The sequence below is a fragment of the Confluentibacter citreus genome, from assembly GCF_002807055.1.
In the GTDB taxonomy this organism is placed as follows: Bacteria; Bacteroidota; Bacteroidia; order Flavobacteriales; family Flavobacteriaceae; genus Confluentibacter; species Confluentibacter citreus.
Genome location: NZ_NIXN01000005.1, coordinates 145,462 through 161,306, shown reverse-complemented (window position 1 = coordinate 161,306; position 15,845 = coordinate 145,462). Strand labels below are relative to the sequence as shown.

Annotated in this window: 18 protein-coding genes; 8 read left to right on the top strand and 10 right to left on the bottom strand. The window is 32.5% G+C overall.

Annotated elements, in window-relative coordinates; genetic code table 11:
- Positions 1-11: 11 nt before the first annotated feature.
- The 3 genes from CDH49_RS11080 to CDH49_RS11070 form a co-directional block, all read right to left on the bottom strand.
- Positions 12-854, bottom strand: a complete 843-nt coding sequence (locus tag CDH49_RS11080) for an outer membrane protein assembly factor BamD (RefSeq protein WP_100615577.1) — start codon at positions 852-854, stop codon at positions 12-14.
- 205 nt (positions 855-1,059) lie between these two features.
- Positions 1,060-1,938 carry a 4-hydroxy-tetrahydrodipicolinate synthase gene (gene dapA, locus CDH49_RS11075; RefSeq protein WP_100615576.1) on the bottom strand — a complete coding sequence of 293 codons (879 nt, stop codon included), beginning with the start codon at positions 1,936-1,938 and terminating at the stop codon, positions 1,060-1,062.
- Positions 1,935-2,459, bottom strand: coding sequence for a DUF6913 domain-containing protein (locus CDH49_RS11070; protein WP_100615575.1), 525 nt, complete (start codon positions 2,457-2,459; stop codon positions 1,935-1,937). The genes dapA and CDH49_RS11070 overlap by 4 nt, the downstream gene beginning before the upstream one ends.
- Before the next feature lie 145 nt (positions 2,460-2,604).
- Between CDH49_RS11070 and CDH49_RS11065 the strand changes: the two genes are divergently transcribed.
- Positions 2,605-3,303, top strand: a complete 699-nt coding sequence (locus CDH49_RS11065; protein WP_317044391.1) for a 5'-nucleotidase — start codon at positions 2,605-2,607, stop codon at positions 3,301-3,303.
- A complete protein-coding gene (locus tag CDH49_RS11060; protein WP_100615574.1) occupies positions 3,303-4,220 on the top strand; it encodes a bifunctional metallophosphatase/5'-nucleotidase in 918 nt (305 codons plus the stop codon). The genes CDH49_RS11065 and CDH49_RS11060 overlap by 1 nt, the downstream gene beginning before the upstream one ends.
- Here the strand turns inward: CDH49_RS11060 and CDH49_RS11055 are convergent.
- The 5 genes from CDH49_RS11055 to CDH49_RS11035 form a co-directional block, all read right to left on the bottom strand.
- A complete protein-coding gene (locus tag CDH49_RS11055) occupies positions 4,217-4,978 on the bottom strand; it encodes a hypothetical protein (RefSeq protein ID WP_100615573.1) in 762 nt (253 codons plus the stop codon). The two genes, CDH49_RS11060 and CDH49_RS11055, sit on opposite strands and share 4 nt — an antisense overlap.
- Before the next feature lie 385 nt (positions 4,979-5,363).
- Positions 5,364-6,077, bottom strand: coding sequence for a hypothetical protein (locus CDH49_RS11050; protein ID WP_100615572.1), 714 nt, complete (start codon positions 6,075-6,077; stop codon positions 5,364-5,366).
- A gap of 87 nt (positions 6,078-6,164) precedes the next feature.
- Positions 6,165-8,162, bottom strand: coding sequence for an NAD-dependent DNA ligase LigA (gene ligA / locus CDH49_RS11045; RefSeq protein WP_100615571.1), 1,998 nt, complete (start codon positions 8,160-8,162; stop codon positions 6,165-6,167).
- The gene (gene prmC / locus CDH49_RS11040; RefSeq protein ID WP_100615570.1) at positions 8,162-9,019 is read right to left on the bottom strand and encodes a peptide chain release factor N(5)-glutamine methyltransferase; all 858 of its coding nucleotides are present in this window, start codon (positions 9,017-9,019) and stop codon (positions 8,162-8,164) included. Before prmC ends, ligA begins: the two co-directional genes overlap by 1 nt.
- Positions 9,016-9,507: a GNAT family N-acetyltransferase gene (locus CDH49_RS11035; RefSeq protein ID WP_100615569.1), complete on the bottom strand. Its 492-nt coding sequence runs from the start codon at positions 9,505-9,507 to the stop codon at positions 9,016-9,018. Before CDH49_RS11035 ends, prmC begins: the two co-directional genes overlap by 4 nt.
- 22 nt (positions 9,508-9,529) lie before the next feature.
- Here CDH49_RS11035 and ribD point away from each other — a divergent pair, with 22 nt between their 5' ends.
- From ribD to CDH49_RS11020, 3 genes are read left to right on the top strand one after another with little or no spacing between them, the layout of a single operon-like run.
- Positions 9,530-10,534 (top strand): bifunctional diaminohydroxyphosphoribosylaminopyrimidine deaminase/5-amino-6-(5-phosphoribosylamino)uracil reductase RibD, encoded by a 1,005-nt coding sequence (gene ribD, locus CDH49_RS11030; protein WP_100615568.1) that lies wholly within the window; start codon positions 9,530-9,532, stop codon positions 10,532-10,534.
- Positions 10,527-11,138, top strand: a complete 612-nt coding sequence (locus CDH49_RS11025) for an HAD family hydrolase (protein ID WP_100615567.1) — start codon at positions 10,527-10,529, stop codon at positions 11,136-11,138. Before ribD ends, CDH49_RS11025 begins: the two co-directional genes overlap by 8 nt.
- A 10-nt stretch (positions 11,139-11,148) precedes the next feature.
- Positions 11,149-11,763, top strand: a complete 615-nt coding sequence (locus CDH49_RS11020; protein ID WP_100615566.1) for an IMPACT family protein — start codon at positions 11,149-11,151, stop codon at positions 11,761-11,763.
- Here the strand turns inward: CDH49_RS11020 and CDH49_RS11015 are convergent.
- Positions 11,760-12,158: an acyl-CoA thioesterase gene (locus CDH49_RS11015; protein ID WP_100615565.1), complete on the bottom strand. Its 399-nt coding sequence runs from the start codon at positions 12,156-12,158 to the stop codon at positions 11,760-11,762. The genes CDH49_RS11020 and CDH49_RS11015 overlap by 4 nt on opposite strands.
- Before the next feature lie 190 nt (positions 12,159-12,348).
- Here CDH49_RS11015 and dnaA point away from each other — a divergent pair, with 190 nt between their 5' ends.
- The 3 genes from dnaA to CDH49_RS11000 all read left to right on the top strand — a co-directional run bounded on the left by dnaA (position 12,349) and on the right by CDH49_RS11000 (position 15,069).
- Positions 12,349-13,776, top strand: a complete 1,428-nt coding sequence (gene dnaA, locus CDH49_RS11010) for a chromosomal replication initiator protein DnaA (RefSeq protein ID WP_100615564.1) — start codon at positions 12,349-12,351, stop codon at positions 13,774-13,776.
- Positions 13,777-13,788: 12 nt separating this feature from the next.
- Positions 13,789-14,241, top strand: coding sequence for a low molecular weight protein-tyrosine-phosphatase (locus tag CDH49_RS11005; RefSeq protein ID WP_239970645.1), 453 nt, complete (start codon positions 13,789-13,791; stop codon positions 14,239-14,241).
- 111 nt (positions 14,242-14,352) lie between these two features.
- Positions 14,353-15,069, top strand: a complete 717-nt coding sequence (locus CDH49_RS11000; protein WP_100615563.1) for an SAM-dependent methyltransferase — start codon at positions 14,353-14,355, stop codon at positions 15,067-15,069.
- Between the two features lie 2 nt (positions 15,070-15,071).
- On the opposite strand, the gene CDH49_RS10995 is transcribed toward CDH49_RS11000, so the two are convergent.
- A complete protein-coding gene (locus tag CDH49_RS10995) occupies positions 15,072-15,737 on the bottom strand; it encodes a peptidoglycan-binding protein LysM (RefSeq protein ID WP_100615562.1) in 666 nt (221 codons plus the stop codon).
- Positions 15,738-15,845 lie beyond the last annotated feature (108 nt).

Sequence of the window (15,845 nt, the reverse complement as noted above, 5' to 3'; positions counted from 1 at the left end):
GGTATTGCTATTTAACTTTTATTGCTGTAATTTTTTAATTCCTCTTCTATTGTAAGCGCCATTTTATCGGCTTCAGCTATATATTTTGAATTTCCATAGCTTTTTTTAAACGTTGTATAATACTCTTTTGCTTGTGCCAAACGGTTCTTCCTTAAAGGAACAATCATATTTGAAACAATTTTATTCTCCACACTATTCATGGCTTGTTGGTAAGCCGCATCAAATTTGTAGAACAAGGCATCTTCCCTTAATACAGAACCTGGAAATTCAAAAATAAAATTGTCAAAAGATTTTATAGCTGCATTAAAATCCTTTGTGAATCCGGGAGCTATCAATGCGTATTGTTTAGCAATTTCATATGCTTTTTTCTCTAATTTAAAATCCAGTTCCTTAAAAAGCTGATTTGCTTCTACTGCATATTCCGATTCTGGATATAGGTTAAGGAAATTTTGCAACTTCTCAATTGCATCTTTAGTCTCGGTTTGATCTTTAGCATATTCCGGAGATAACATGTAATAACTTTTTGCACTTAAAAAAGTAGTTTCTTCTACTTTCTCACTTGCGGGATAGCTAGAAGCAAAACGTTCAAATTGATAGGCAGCTGTATAATAATCTTTCATTTTGTAAAATGTATTGGAATACAAGTACATCAATTTTTCGGCTTGAGGCTTTCCTCTGTAACTTGGAACGATTTGTGCAAAAAGCTTGTTTGCTTTTTCGTATTTCCCTTGGCTATAAAGAGAATCTCCCAATTTAAACTTTTCAGCAATATCTTCAGATTTTAAGGCCTTTTGATATTCGCTACAAGAGCTTAAAACTGAAAGTAAAATTAATATGTAAAGAAAATGTTTCATCTGTTTGTATGCTTTGCTTTTATCTGAGAGATGTAATTTGCTATATTAAATAAAGCCTTATGACTAAAACCTTAACGCCGTTCATTTCATAAATTTCAAACAAGAGGCAAAATTAAGTTATTTTAATGGATTTTAAAAATATAATTTCACACGAAAATAGCCTCTAAAATACAGTGTAAATAAGGTTTAAGTTATATTTAACACACTAATATTGATTTACATAATCAACTATTTTAGCTTTCAAACCTTTTGAAGCAGGAACCAATGGTAATCTTACGGTGTCTTGACATAGATTTAAAGCTTCGAAAACGGCTTTTATACCAGCAGGATTATTCTCTTCAAATATATAACCAATCACATCCATTAATTTAAAATGAAGTTTGTAGGCTTCTTTAGCATGCCCCTCCAAGCCTAAACGTATCATTTTAGAAAAATCTTCTGGAAACGCCTGACCTATAACAGATATAACACCCGCGCCACCAGCTAAAACAACACCAAGCGCTAAGTCATCATCCCCTGAAATAATCAAGAAATCTTCTGGTTTATCTTTCAATAATTTTAAATACTGCGCCACATTGTTACATGCTTCTTTAATACCAATAATATTATCAAAATCGTTTGCCAATCTCAAAGTAGTTTCTGGCTCCATATTTTTGGATGTACGACCTGGGACATTATATAAAATTACTGGCACAGGTGATACCTCAGATATGGCTTTAAAGTGCTGGTAAATGCCTTCTTGAGTTGGCTTTGTATAATATGGTGATACTGATAAAATGGCATCCATACCGTTTAAATCAGTCGTTTTTATTTCTTCAATAACTTGCATGGTATTGCTTCCACCTATACCTAACACTAAAGGCACACGCCCATTATTGGCTTTAGAAATTGTTTCAATAATATCTTGTTTTTCCTGCTTTGTAATGGTTACGCTTTCTGCTGTTGTACCACAAATTACAAGATAATCTGTTCCATTATCTATATTGAAGTTAACGATCTTTGTTAACGCCTCATGATCTATGCTTAAATCCGTTTTAAATGGTGTAACTAAAGCAACTCCAGTTCCTAGAAACTTACTGTTCATTTTTTAATTTTATTTAATATAGTTAAGTATTTAAAAACCTCATTTTCAAATACATCAAATTCTTTTAAATTGGTATTAATTATTAAATCGTTCAATCTGGGCTCACTCTGCAAAATACCTACTTTAAATTGGGCTTTTGATGTGGCCGTTAGTAATTTCAATTCCAAATCCTCCGCCAAATAATAACTGATTAAAACATCGAATTTTTTATCTAGAAAAGATTTTAATTCTACATGCTTTATCTCGCCATTCCAACCAAAATCTTCTGGATTAAAACATAAATCCCAAGTATTCAAATCGGCTTTTTTGTCTTTGGAAAAACCTATAACCTTAAAGTTATTGGGGTTTATTTTTATTTTTTCTGCTAAATTTTTAAACAGTCCGAAATCTTCATTTTCACTCATATTAAAGATAATTCCCAAGCTTTCAACCTTACTATCTTCAACGTTTACATAACGATTTGATAATATTTTGTTCAAATACTTTTTATTTGAATTCTCTTTAAAAGCCCTTAAAAACATTTACCTTTATACTTTGCGCAAAGGTAGCAAAAGTAGATTCAAAATATTAGCAAAATTTCACAAGTATCTATATATGGCTTTTAAACCTTTTTTTTTCGGTTTGCTTTTAGTATTCTTTTTCGGTTGCAAAGAACCACATTTATACTTGACGAAAATTGAAGGAAAACAAATTTCAATTTCAGATAGTTTATCCACAAATAATGAGATTGAGGCATTTATAAAACCTTATAGAAGCCATATTCAGAAAGATTTGGATAGCGTGTTGGCTTATTCGGCAGGCACTTATACTAAAAGTGATGGCGATTTTAACACCGCCATAGGTAACTTTATGGCGGATGCTGTTTTTGATGAAGCCAACCCGATTTTTAAAAAGCGAACCGGAAAAAATATAGATATGGTTTTATTAAATCATGGCGGTATTCGCTCCATAATGTCTAAAGGAAATGTTACTACGAGAACAGCTTTTGAATTGATGCCTTTTGAAAACACCCTATTGGTAGTTGAAATGAAAGGAACCCAAATGGATAGCTTGATTGCTTATTTAAGCAAGTCCAAAAAAGCACATCCCATTTCCAAATTAAAACTGATTATTGATACCAATTTTAATGTTGTTGAAGCCACCATAAATGGTAAGAACATTGAAGATAATAACACCTATTATGTCGCCACCAATGATTATTTATTCAACGGCGGGGATAATATGACTTTCTTTAAACCAAATAATAGTGTTCATGATTTAAATTACAAAATCAGAAATGCTTTGATTGATCATTTTAAAAAAGTGGACACTATAAGTCCGGTTAGAGACGATAGGTTTATTCAAAAAACAACGAAGAATAACTAATGAAACGTAGAGATTTTTTACAAAAAACATCCGTAGCTACTGGAGCCTTAACATTAAGCGGTTTTGGGTTACAATCGTTCTCAATCCCAGTTAAAACATCGCAAATAACCATTTTGCATACCAATGATGTGCACAGTCATATCGATGTGTTTGGTCCAGAAGACGGGCGAAATGCTAATAAAGGTGGTGTTGCCCGTAGAGCCAGTTTGATTGAATCCATTAGAAGAGAAAACCCTAATACGCTTTTATTGGATGCCGGTGATATTTTTCAAGGTACGCCATACTTTAATTATTATGGAGGCGAATTGGAATTTAAGTTAATGAGCATGTTAAAATATGACGCATCAACCATTGGCAATCATGATTTCGATAATGGTATAGATGGTCTATATGCCCAATTGCCGCATGCTAAATTTGATTTTATCTGTTCAAATTATGATTTTTCAAACACGATTATGGACACACATTCAAAACCCTATAGAGTATTTAAAAAAGATAATATTAAGATAGGTGTTTTTGGATTAGGCATTGAATTAGAGGGCTTGGTTGATAAAAACATGTACAAAGAAACCAAATATTTAGACCCAATAGAAACGGCACAGGAAATGACTCGAATTTTAAAAGATGACGAAGCTTGTGATTTGATTATATGTTTATCTCATTTAGGATATGATTTCAAAGAAAATCCAAATAAAATAAGTGATTTAAAATTGGCAGCGGCCACAAAAAACATCGACTTAATAATTGGCGGTCATACTCATACCTTTTTATCAAAACCGACTATAGTAAAAAATATAGAAGGCAAAAATATGCTTGTAAACCAAGTGGGTTGTTATGGTATAAATTTAGGACGCATCGATTTTTATTTTGACTCTGAAAAAAATAAAAGCGCCCATGGAACATCTATTACCGTTTAAGCCAATACCTTACCTCTAGAAAATGTTTTTTCTAGCACATCTTTCTCCACATACAGACCTTTAGATACTTTATTGGTTTCAATAATGTATTGAAAGGCAAAAAACAAAGCTGCAATATGTAAAAGTCTATCTATCATTAAAATACTCCAATTATAAACATAATAATGTACTACATAATCTAGAACATCAGAAAAGGCAAAACATATGGCCATCATTAAAAAAAGAATGGATGCTTTTGTCTGTTTACCAAGGTATACTGCAAAAGAGATAAACACCAACAGAATTAATGCCATACTTTTTGTTCCAAACAAAATCATTTCCGTACCGTCTACTATCAAAGCGCTCAGCATACTGCATAATGAGTATAAAAAATAACCGTTAATTAATAAAATACCCAGTAAATAAAAACCAACTACCTTATCAATATCCACAAGCTTGAATTTGGAAGCACCAATCACAATTAAACCTATATAACTAAACAAATACATGGCGTTTGAGCTAGCTGTTCCAGAATCATTCACTAAAAACAGCCCAGATGCGTCACCTAAAAATGAGAATACTAAAAAAGCAATAAACACCAAATTTATAATTCTGTTCTTAATGCAGAAAGCTATTAAAAAAAAGGGTATAAATAGAGCTTTAGAAGCATTCAAAAGCAAAGGATTTTCGACGTAAGCCGCAAAAATATTTAAAGTTATCAATAACAATAAAGCGAAAAAAAATATGGCCTCATAGCCAATCGTGAATATTTTTTTCATAGTAGATTATATAAGTAGGGCTACAAATATAATTAATTACATCGAAAAAAAATGACATTTCATCGATTATATTGTTAAATTTTAGTTTGAAATCAATTAATAATATTAAAAATCGCACTAAAAAATGCAAAAGCTATGTTTAACATTCAAGTGAATGATGCAATTTGAAAAAAAGCATATCGTATGTAATTAGAATAATTCTACGCGCTTTTAATTAACATATATGGTGTGGACTTACCGCTTTTCAGTAGTGTTTGTTTTTTTGAAAAAAATAAGCAAGAACCAATAGAAGAAATTAGTATTGGAATTTAATTATAGCTAGCATTTTTATTCTTGCAGCTATTTATTCTATTTATAAAGAAAAATCATCCCTTATGAATAGAAGCTAATCAATTAGCATATTATTATTTATTGATTCCTCATTTTCTAGTTTAGACTGCTGATAGAAGAAATAAAACGCAATTAATGCTAATGACACAGCCGTAAAACTGAGTAAATCTTGTTCTGCCACATATAAATAGGCAACGCTTATTACTTCAGAAAACACAATACAAAGAGATCCTATAAATAAATATAAAGACTTTTTATTATCTCTATAAAAATAATTTAAAAGAGAACTAGACAACAATAAAAGCATAACAATATTATAAACTAGCTCAACAAAATATTCATGGTTCAATTCTACATGAGGTCCTATAATAACTTGTAAAACATATACAATATAAATATTTAAAGCAGTCAATACTAGTATATGTATTTTGAAATTTTTAAGTACGTGAGCTAAACTAATGGATTTACAAATTTTAATGAATAACATTAAATACGCCAGAATATAAAGTATGTTTCCTAATAAATAATCAACACTGTAGCTTAATTTATCTGAAATTAAAGCTAATAGCTCAGATAAAGAGTAAAAAATTAAAAACAAAATAAAAAAAACAGATTTTTCCTTAACGCATATAAAATAAGTTAGGGCAACCGCTGGAAATATCAAAGATCTAAAGTTGAAAGCTAATAAGTCATGACCACTAAATTGGAAAACAACAAAAAGTGCATAAATTAATAAAACCAAACCAACCAAGAATATAGATTTATTCATGAGAGACATCAAATTTTTACCTGACAAATATAAAACATTCGCACTATTAAACGATAAAAATTAACATTTTATCGATGAAATAATATTTTATTTAATTTTTTGTAAGAATTCATACTCACTAATTAACAAAATATTCAAGTCTTCTACTTTTTTCTTTTTACTGGGCCCCATATTATCGCCCGCAACAATAAAACTAGTTTTAGAAGAAATTGAACTGCTTACTTTTCCACCATTATCTTCTATAAGTTTTTTAAGCTCATCTCTGGATAAAGTTTCAAAAACACCAGAGATGACTATACTCTGGCCTTCGAGTTTGTTTGTCTGACCTATAAGTTGTTCCGCAGAGATTTTCAACTGAACACCAAACTGTTTTAAACGCCCTACAATATAAATATTCTTTTCTGAAATAAAAAACTCAACCACACTTTGTGCTATCTTTATCCCTATTTCATCAACATTTACTAGATCATCGACAGAAGCCATAGCAATGGCATCAATAGATTTATAATGTTTTGCCAATTTTTTAGCAACCGTTTCTCCCACATAACGAATGCCCAAAGCATACATAACCCTTTCAAAAGGTATACTTTTTGATTGTTTAATACCTGAAATTAAATTATCGGCACTTTTTTCGGCCATTCTTTCCAAAGGAATAATTTGCTCTTTAGTCAATTCGTATAAATCTGAATAATTATCAATCAAACCATGATTGACAAGAAGGGCTACAGTTTCACCACCCAAGCCTTCAATATCCATGGCTTTACGCGATATATAATGTTGAATCCTGCCAATGATTTGAGGTTTACAACCATTATAATTAGGGCAATAATGTTGTGCTTCACCTTCTTGCCTAACTAATGATGTTCCACATTCTGGACAATCTGTAATATATTCAGTTGGAGTTGAATTTGGTGGTCGCTGACTTAAATCTACTGCAATAATCTTCGGAATGATTTCTCCACCTTTTTCAACATACACCTCATCGCCTACCCTAATATCCAATTTTTCTATTTGATCGGCATTATGTAACGATGCTCTTTTCACAATAGTTCCAGCCAATTCGACAGGCTGTAAATTGGCAACAGGTGTGATGGCACCCGTGCGGCCCACTTGATAGGAAATACTGTTTAACTTTGTGGAAACGCGTTCTGCTTTAAATTTATACGCTATCGCCCAACGTGGCGATTTAGCAGTGTAACCCAATTCTTCTTGTTGGTCTAAACTATTAACCTTGATAACAACCCCATCTGTTTCATAAGGCAAATCATGTCGATGCACATCCCAGTAAGCTATAAACTCCAATACCTCTTCTATAGAATAGACTAATTTTGAAGCACTAGGTACTTTAAACCCCCACTCCCTTGCTTTATTTAAACCTTCAAAATGTGAATGAATTCCTAAATGATTCCCTTTTAAATTATAAAGCAAACAATCTAAAGGACGTTTTGCAACTTCGGCGCTATCTTGCAATTTCAAGCTTCCTGAAGCGGTATTCCTTGGATTTCTATAAGGTTCTTCACCAATCTCAATGCGTTCTTCGTTCATTTTATTAAATCCGTCAATAGGTAAAACAATTTCACCTCGAATATCAAATTTTGCTGGATAATCACCCTTTAATTTCAATGGGACCGATTTAATCGTTTTTACATTTGCCGTGATGTTATCCCCTTGAAAACCATCACCCCTAGTAACAGCTTTTGTTAAAACCCCATTTTCATAAGTCAAACTAATGGAAGCTCCATCATATTTTAATTCGCACACATATTGAATCTCGCCATCAATCATCTTTTTTATTCGATTCTCCCAATCTAATAAATCTTCTTTTGAATAGGAATTATCCAAAGAATACATGCGATGCTCATGCGGAACAGTTTCAAAGTTTTTAGTGATTTCCCCTCCTACACGTTGCGTTGGAGAATTAATATCAAAAAACTCTGGATGTTGATGTTCTAGAGCTTCTAATTCCTTCAGCTTTAAATCGAATTCCAAGTCAGATATGCTAGGGTTATCCAATACGTAATAATTATAATTATGCTCGTTTAGTTCGTTACGAAGCTTTAATATGTGTTCTTCAATGCTATTCATTATCCTATTTGACCTTTAATCATTCTGTCTTTTTTAAAGATATCTTGTTTCAATTCAATATTTCCAAAGTTATGGTCTTTCAATAACTGAATCATTTCGTTACCAAGATATTCATTAATTTCAAAAAAAAGCATACCGTTGTCCTTCAAATTATTAACAGCAAACTTAGTGATGGCTTTATAAAACTGCAACGGATTTTCATCTTCAACAAACAACGCCAAATGCGGTTCATTATTTAAAACATTGGGCTTCATTTGTCCTTTTTCTAGTTCACGAACGTACGGTGGATTTGAAACAATGATATCAAATTTCAAATCCGAAACACCTTCCGTCTTTAAAATATCAGCTTCAATAAACGTGACTTCAACATGATTTAATTCAGCATTTTGTCTAGCGATGTTCAACGCTTCCTTACTAACATCTAGAGCATAAACTTTAGCGTTTTTCAAATTTGCAGCTAATGAAATAGCAATGCAACCACTACCTGTCCCTATATCTAAAATGTTTATTGATTGTGAACTTTCAACTTTTAACTTTAAACTTTTAACTACGAGTGAAACGAGTTCTTCCGTTTCTGGTCGTGGAATCAACACATCTTGATTTACTTTAAAAGGCAATCCGAAAAACTCGGTATCCCCTAGTATATATTGAATAGGTTCTTCTTTTTTTAAACGTTCTAATGCATTGAAAAGTCTTTCATTATCATCAATAATTAACTCATGATTCATAGCTAATTGAATTCTGGTGATATTGTAAAAGGATTCCAGTAAGATGAAAAAGAAACTATCAACTTCATTTTTATCATAAATGGCATCTAATCCTTGATGGAAAATATGTTGAATATCTTTTAACTTCATAAATCCTTTATCATCCAAACCCCACAAGAATAGTGTCCTGTATTTCCTAATGCGCCTGGTATATGCTTAAAACCATAAGATTCATAAATATGTATAGCTGCCTTAAGCTGTGATGCAGACTCTATATAGCATTGTTTATAACCTAAATCTTTTGCAGATTTTAAACACCTTTCGAATAATTGTTTACCAAACCCTTTACCTCTTACTTCTGGCGAAAAATACATTTTCTGAATTTCGCAAATCTCGGTTTCGAAATCCTTTAATGGTTTCACGCCGCCGCCGCCAAGGACTTTCCCATTGACATCAATTACAAAATAAACCTCATTAGCATTTTGATAGGATTCAAACATCTTTGCTGTTTCAATATCCGAATAAGCAGTGCCTTCCAAAGGAATTTTAAATTCGTGAAAACACGCTCGAATGACCTGCTCAATTTGCCGATTATCCTCTGGTTGAATTTCTCTAATAATGATATTGTTTATACCCATTATTTAGCCTTATTTTTGTGGCGTGAATATACATGAAAAATACATAAAACGTTGTATTGAAATTGCCAAAAATGGTTTGGGAAGCACACGTCCCAACCCCATGGTAGGCTGTGTGATTGTTCACAATAGCATAATTATTGGTGAAGGTTTCACCAGTACTTATGGTGGCAACCACGCCGAAGTAAACGCTATAAATTCCGTTGTTGATAAAAATCTTTTAAAGGATGCAACACAATATGTGACTTTAGAACCTTGTTCCCATTTTGGTAAAACGCCACCGTGTAGCGACCTCATTATTAAATATAACATACCAAACGTGGTTATTGGATGTATCGATGACAACATTAAAGTTGCTGGAAAAGGTGTTGAAAAACTTAAAAATGCTGGTTGCCAAGTAACTGTTGGTGTTTTAGAAGATGAATGTAAGAAACACCATAAGCGTTTCTTCACATTTCACAACAAAAAACGTCCATATATTATTTTGAAATGGGCAGAAACCAAAGATGGTTTTATAGCTCCTGAAACAAAAAAAGAGCAAAAACCTGTGTGGATTAGTAACGAGTATTCCAGACAATTAACCCATAAATGGCGTGCCGAGGAACAAGCCATTTTAGTTGGCACCAATACGGTTTTACAGGATAATCCGAGTTTAACGGTAAGGGATTGGACGGGGCAAAATCCCATTCGGATTGTTTTGGATAAGAATTTAAAACTCCCTAAAAATCAAGCTGTTTTTAATGATGAAGCTCAAACAATGGTCATCTCAAAAAATAATATAGATTTCTCAAAAGATGTCGCAATACAAATCTGTGACTTACTATTTCAGAAGGATATAAACTCTGTAATTATTGAAGGCGGAAAACATACTTTACAAACTTTTATTGATGAAAATCTCTGGGATGAAGCCAGAATTTTTACAGGTGATGTTCAATTCAACAAAGGACTTAAAGCACCCCATTTACATGGTAAATTAATTTCTGAAGAAAACATTAAGGACGATATTCTTAAAACATATAGAAATGATTAAAGCGATTATTTTTGATTTTGGCAATGTGTTCATAAATTTGGATATTGAGGGATTTACACAAAATGCGTTCAAACATTTTAAAATTGATGCATTTTCGGAAGAAATGATAGCGTTCAATAGCTTTTATGAACAGGGCTTAATTTCAACAGATGAATTTTTGGAATTTTATACTGAAAACTTCCCTAAACTTACTGAAGAAGGTCTTATTGATATTTGGAATTTCATGCTAAAAGATTTTCCGAAACATCGATTGGATTTTTTAAAAGAGTTAAAGATATCTTCAAAATATAAATTGATTCTATTGAGTAATACCAACGAACTTCATATGGATTGGATTAAAAAAAACGTGCCATTTTATGAGGAATTCAAAAATTGCTTTGATGCGTTTTACTTGTCACATGAGATTCATTTAAGAAAACCAAATCGGGATATTTTTGAATTTGTTTTGAAGGAAAACAATTTAATAGCTAAAGACTGCTTGTTTATTGATGATAATAAGGACAACATTAAAACAGCAAATGCTTTAGGTATTGCCACCTGGTACATCAACCCCGAGACAGAAGATGTTACAACACTTTTCAAATTAAAAAGCCATTTGTTTTAATTCTCTTTTTTTGACTGAAAAAGACACATACAAAACCATTGAAACCGTAACTGAAACTGTTTTGTTCAAAGATAAAAACAGTAAATTTCATGGATATGCATATCCAATAAAAAGTGAAATCGAGGCAAAACAATATATAGAAGATTTGAAAAAGAAACACCATGCCGCTAGACATTGGTGCTATGCTTACCAATTTGGAACTGAAACGATATCATTTAGGGCGAATGATGACGGCGAACCAAACAATTCCGCCGGCATGCCCATTTACGGACAGATACAATCTTTTGAGGTCACAAATATTTTAATTGTTGTTGTTCGCTATTTTGGTGGTGTTAAATTGGGTGTTGGCGGTTTAATCAATGCTTACAAAACCACGGCACAATTAACGTTAGAAGCCTCTAAGATCATTGAAAAAACCATCAACAAGGAATTCTGTATCACATTTGATTATAAAAACATGAATAAAGTGATGCGCGTAATCAAGGAGAACAACATTACCATTAGCAATCAAAGATTGGCATTGGATTGTAATATCTATATTTCAGTAAGAAAAAAAGATGCCCAATCCATTTTTGACATCTTTGACACCCTTTTTGAAGTAAAAATTACGGAAATAAAAAATTAATCTCCTATGGCGTCCAAAATATATTGTGGGGCTTTCACTGGCCGGTTCGTTTTCATGTCAATAAACACTAAAATAGTGCTAGCTGTTGTTAAAATTTCCCCTGCTTCATTGGTGATTTCATAGTCAAATTCAATCTTCGCTGTGGGCTTATTTTTTAGTTGTGTTTTTACATTAATTACATCATCATAACCAGCTGATTTTTTATAATTTATACAAAGAGAAACTACGGGTAGCATAAGGCCATTTCGCTCCATATTTTTATAAGAAATCCCTAATTTTCGCAACCACTCAATACGCCCCATTTCAAGATATAATGCGTAGTTTCCGTGATATACCACTCCCATTTGGTCGGTTTCCCCATATCTCACTCTTATTTGTATTTTGTCGAATTTCATAAGGTTTATTAAATAATTTTTTGTAGTTTCGGCTAGAGGTTAAACATGATGAAAAAATTCTGAAAATTCAATACTAATTCATTTTTTTTTTAAGAATTTTGTTCACATATTTGCCTAGCAATTAATAGGGGGAAAAAAGAAATATTCTTCTTTACGTTAACTAACTAACAAACAAACCATAAATACAATAATGAGTGTAACTGCGCAATCGGTATGGAATAACTGTCTTGAATTCATAAAAGATAATATACAACCGCAAGCGTATAAAACTTGGTTTGAACCTATTATTCCCGTAAAGCTTTCAGACAATGCATTAAGCATTCAAGTGCCAAGTAAATTCTTTTATGAATGGCTAGAGGAGCACTATGTAAAAATCTTAAAAGTATCACTAACAAAAGAGCTTGGTGAAAAAGCCAAATTGGTTTACATTATAAAAATGGAAAACACATATGGCAACAAACATCCTTTCACCGAAAAAATTCCTAGTTCCAATAGAAGCGGCATGAAATCCCAAGAGGTTGATATTCCGCTTCAAAATAAAAATCCAGAATTACGCAATCCGTTTGTAATTCCTGGCATTAGAAATGTAAAGATTGAATCGCAACTAAACCCAAATTATAGTTTTGAAAATTTTCTTGAAGGCGATTCCAATCGTTTGGCAAGAAGCGCTGGTTTAGCAGTTGCATCAAAACCAGGCGGAACCTCGTTCAATCCGTTACTTATATTTGGTGGCGTTGGGTTAGGAAAAACCCATTTAGCGCATGCCATTGGTGTTGATATTAAAGACAAATATCCAGAAAAAACTGTTTTATACATTTCTGCTGAAAAATTTACACAACAATATATCGACTCCGTAAAAAAGAACAATAGAAATGACTTTATTCATTTTTATCAAATTATTGATGTATTAATCATTGATGATGTTCAATTTTTATCAGGGAAATCTGGAACTCAAGATGTGTTCTTCCATATATTTAATCACTTGCATCAAAATGGCAAACAGGTTATTTTAACAAGTGACAAAGCACCGGTTGACATGCAAGATATTGAGCAACGTTTATTGTCTCGTTTTAAATGGGGACTTTCAGCTGAATTACAAAATCCAGATTTTGAAACCCGTGTTTCTATCTTGAAAAATAAATTATATCGTGATGGTGTTGAAATGCCTGATGATATTATTGAGTATGTTGCCAAAAACATTAAAACGAACGTCAGAGAGTTGGAAGGTGCTATTATATCGTTAATCGCTCAGTCTTCTTTCAATAAAAAAGAGATCACTATTGATTTGGCTAAACAAATAGTAGAAAAATTTGTTAAGAATACCAAACGTGAGGTTTCCATAGATTATATACAAAAAATTGTATCCGATTATTTTCAAATGGATATAGACACATTGCAATCTAAAACCAGAAAACGCCATATTGTACAAGCGAGACAATTAGCCATGTTCTTTGCTAAAAAATTCACCAAAGCATCTTTGGCAAGCATTGGTTCCCAAATAGGAAAAAGGGATCATGCTACAGTGCTTCACGCTTGTAAGACTGTGGATAACTTATCTGCTACAGACAAGCAATTCAAAAAATACGTTGAGGACATCACCAAAAAGCTCTCTATTTAAATTTCCCTTTCCATGATTAAAATTTTAATGGTATGCTTAGGTAATATTTGCCGATCGCCATTAGCCGAAGGCATTTTGAAATCCAAACTTCCAAATAATAAATTCATAGTAGATTCTGCTGGAACCGCAAATTATCATGTAGGGAGTCCACCCGACAAACGCTCTGTAACCGTCGCTAGAAAATACGGATTGGACATTTCTAGTTTATCGGGAAGACAATTTAATGTTGCTGATTTTGATACATTCGATTATATTTATGTGATGGACGAATCCAATTACAACAATGTAATAGCGCTTGCAAGAAATGAAAATGACAAAGACAAGGTTAGATTCATATTAAATGAAATATATCCGAATCAAAATTATGATGTGCCCGACCCTTATTATGGAGGCGAAGACGGATTTGAAAACGTTTACAAAATGCTAGACGAAGCTTGTACAAAAATTGCTAAATCATTGATTTAATAGTTATAAATAAATCTACAAAATGAAGCACCCATGAGAATCATATTCATACAAACGAGGATGATTATACAGGGTGTTGCATCTGACCAAAACTTAAAATAATATAGACAGATGAATACTGCTAAAGGAATACTATATCTTATACCAACAACCCTAGGAGATAATGACCCTTTAGATGTATTACCCATGACCGTAAAAAACATCATTGAACAAACAAATACATTTATTGTTGAAAATGAAAAGACAGCCCGGCATTTTATAAAAAGAATAACACCCGATAAATTACAAGCCACTTTAAAAATACATCTTCTAAATAAATTTACAGAGGATAACGAATTGCCAAAGTTTTTGGAATCCTGTACCAAGGGTATTGATGTTGGTTTACTCTCTGAAGCGGGCTGCCCAGGCATAGCCGATCCTGGTGCCGATGTTGTAAAATTGGCACACCAACTGGATATTAAAGTCGTGCCGTTGGTTGGTCCATCATCCATTTTAATGGCTATGATGGGTTCTGGAATGAACGGACAAAGCTTTACCTTTAATGGGTATTTACCCATAGACAAAGACGAAAGAAAAAAAGAAATTAAGCGATTGGAACGCCTATCTTTTGAGCTGAACCAATCTCAAATTTTTATTGAAACACCTTATAGAAATAATAAAATGCTGGAAGACATTTGCAGCATTTTAGAAAAAAATACCAGTATTTGTGTGGCTTGTGATATTACCTTGCCAACCGAGTTTATTAAAACACTTTCCGTTAACGAATGGAGCAAAAAAAAAGTAGACCTTCATAAAAGGCCTACCATATTCATTATCCACAAATTTTAATTTTAAATGGACGTTGCTTTGGCTTTTTTATTCGGCTTTAAAAAAGACGTATCATATCCAGAAAACTTTTTGATATAATACTGTACGGAAGTTCCATAACTATCTTCATGGTCTTGAACACCATAGCTTCTTAAATAATGCTTAACACTTCCTGGACCTGCTAAATGCGCTGCCGCCAAAATTCCAGACTCTGTAATAACAACGCCATTGATTTTTTTACCAACAAAATTTTTAATGTCGCGTCTTAAAATCCATTTGTTACGCTCGGCATTTGCAATAAATGCCTTTTCTTGAAGTGCAGGATTGCTCAAAAAATGTGCAGGATTGTAAATTCCAATCAGCTTTAAGGTTTCCGTTCCAAATTGGTATTTTCCTAAGTAACCAAGGGTGTTAACCGAAGAATAATCTCCTCTGGACTCTTTAAAGGCTAAAGCCTCTTTAAAACCTACAAAAGATTTTCCTAGATAAGGTGAAAACAATCTGTTTCCTTCGTTGAATGCCAAATCGCTCTCGTGGGTATTTGGCTCTGGGCTTACTGTATAATTCAACTCTAAGCCCTTCGTTGAATATTTACTTAAATCGATCGTGTCTTTCGAAGACAACGAAACATACAATAGAACACATATTGTAAGTGATAAAATCAGATAACTTGCAATACTTTTCTTCATAATTTTTAAATTTCTTCAGCATATTTAATTAAAAATATACTTGAAAATTTGAGGGTGCAAAATTAGACATTATAATCATTAATTCAAAATTACTCGTTTATGTGCCCT

Coding starts and splice junctions, on each gene's coding strand:
- CDH49_RS11025 (WP_100615567.1), top strand. CDS start 10,527: ATGATTAAAGCGATTATTTTTGATTTTGGCAATGTGTTCATAAATTTG.
- dnaA (WP_100615564.1), top strand. CDS start 12,349: ATGAGTGTAACTGCGCAATCGGTATGGAATAACTGTCTTGAATTCATA.
- CDH49_RS11000 (WP_100615563.1), top strand. CDS start 14,353: ATGAATACTGCTAAAGGAATACTATATCTTATACCAACAACCCTAGGA.
- CDH49_RS11055 (WP_100615573.1), bottom strand. CDS start 4,978: ATGAAAAAAATATTCACGATTGGCTATGAGGCCATATTTTTTTTCGCT.
- CDH49_RS11005 (WP_239970645.1), top strand. CDS start 13,789: ATGATTAAAATTTTAATGGTATGCTTAGGTAATATTTGCCGATCGCCA.
- CDH49_RS10995 (WP_100615562.1), bottom strand. CDS start 15,737: ATGAAGAAAAGTATTGCAAGTTATCTGATTTTATCACTTACAATATGT.
- CDH49_RS11060 (WP_100615574.1), top strand. CDS start 3,303: ATGAAACGTAGAGATTTTTTACAAAAAACATCCGTAGCTACTGGAGCC.
- CDH49_RS11070 (WP_100615575.1), bottom strand. CDS start 2,459: ATGTTTTTAAGGGCTTTTAAAGAGAATTCAAATAAAAAGTATTTGAAC.
- ligA (WP_100615571.1), bottom strand. CDS start 8,162: ATGAATAGCATTGAAGAACACATATTAAAGCTTCGTAACGAACTAAAC.
- prmC (WP_100615570.1), bottom strand. CDS start 9,019: ATGAAGTTAAAAGATATTCAACATATTTTCCATCAAGGATTAGATGCC.
- CDH49_RS11080 (WP_100615577.1), bottom strand. CDS start 854: ATGAAACATTTTCTTTACATATTAATTTTACTTTCAGTTTTAAGCTCT.
- CDH49_RS11015 (WP_100615565.1), bottom strand. CDS start 12,158: ATGAAATTCGACAAAATACAAATAAGAGTGAGATATGGGGAAACCGAC.
- dapA (WP_100615576.1), bottom strand. CDS start 1,938: ATGAACAGTAAGTTTCTAGGAACTGGAGTTGCTTTAGTTACACCATTT.
- CDH49_RS11050 (WP_100615572.1), bottom strand. CDS start 6,077: ATGAATAAATCTATATTCTTGGTTGGTTTGGTTTTATTAATTTATGCA.
- CDH49_RS11035 (WP_100615569.1), bottom strand. CDS start 9,507: ATGGGTATAAACAATATCATTATTAGAGAAATTCAACCAGAGGATAAT.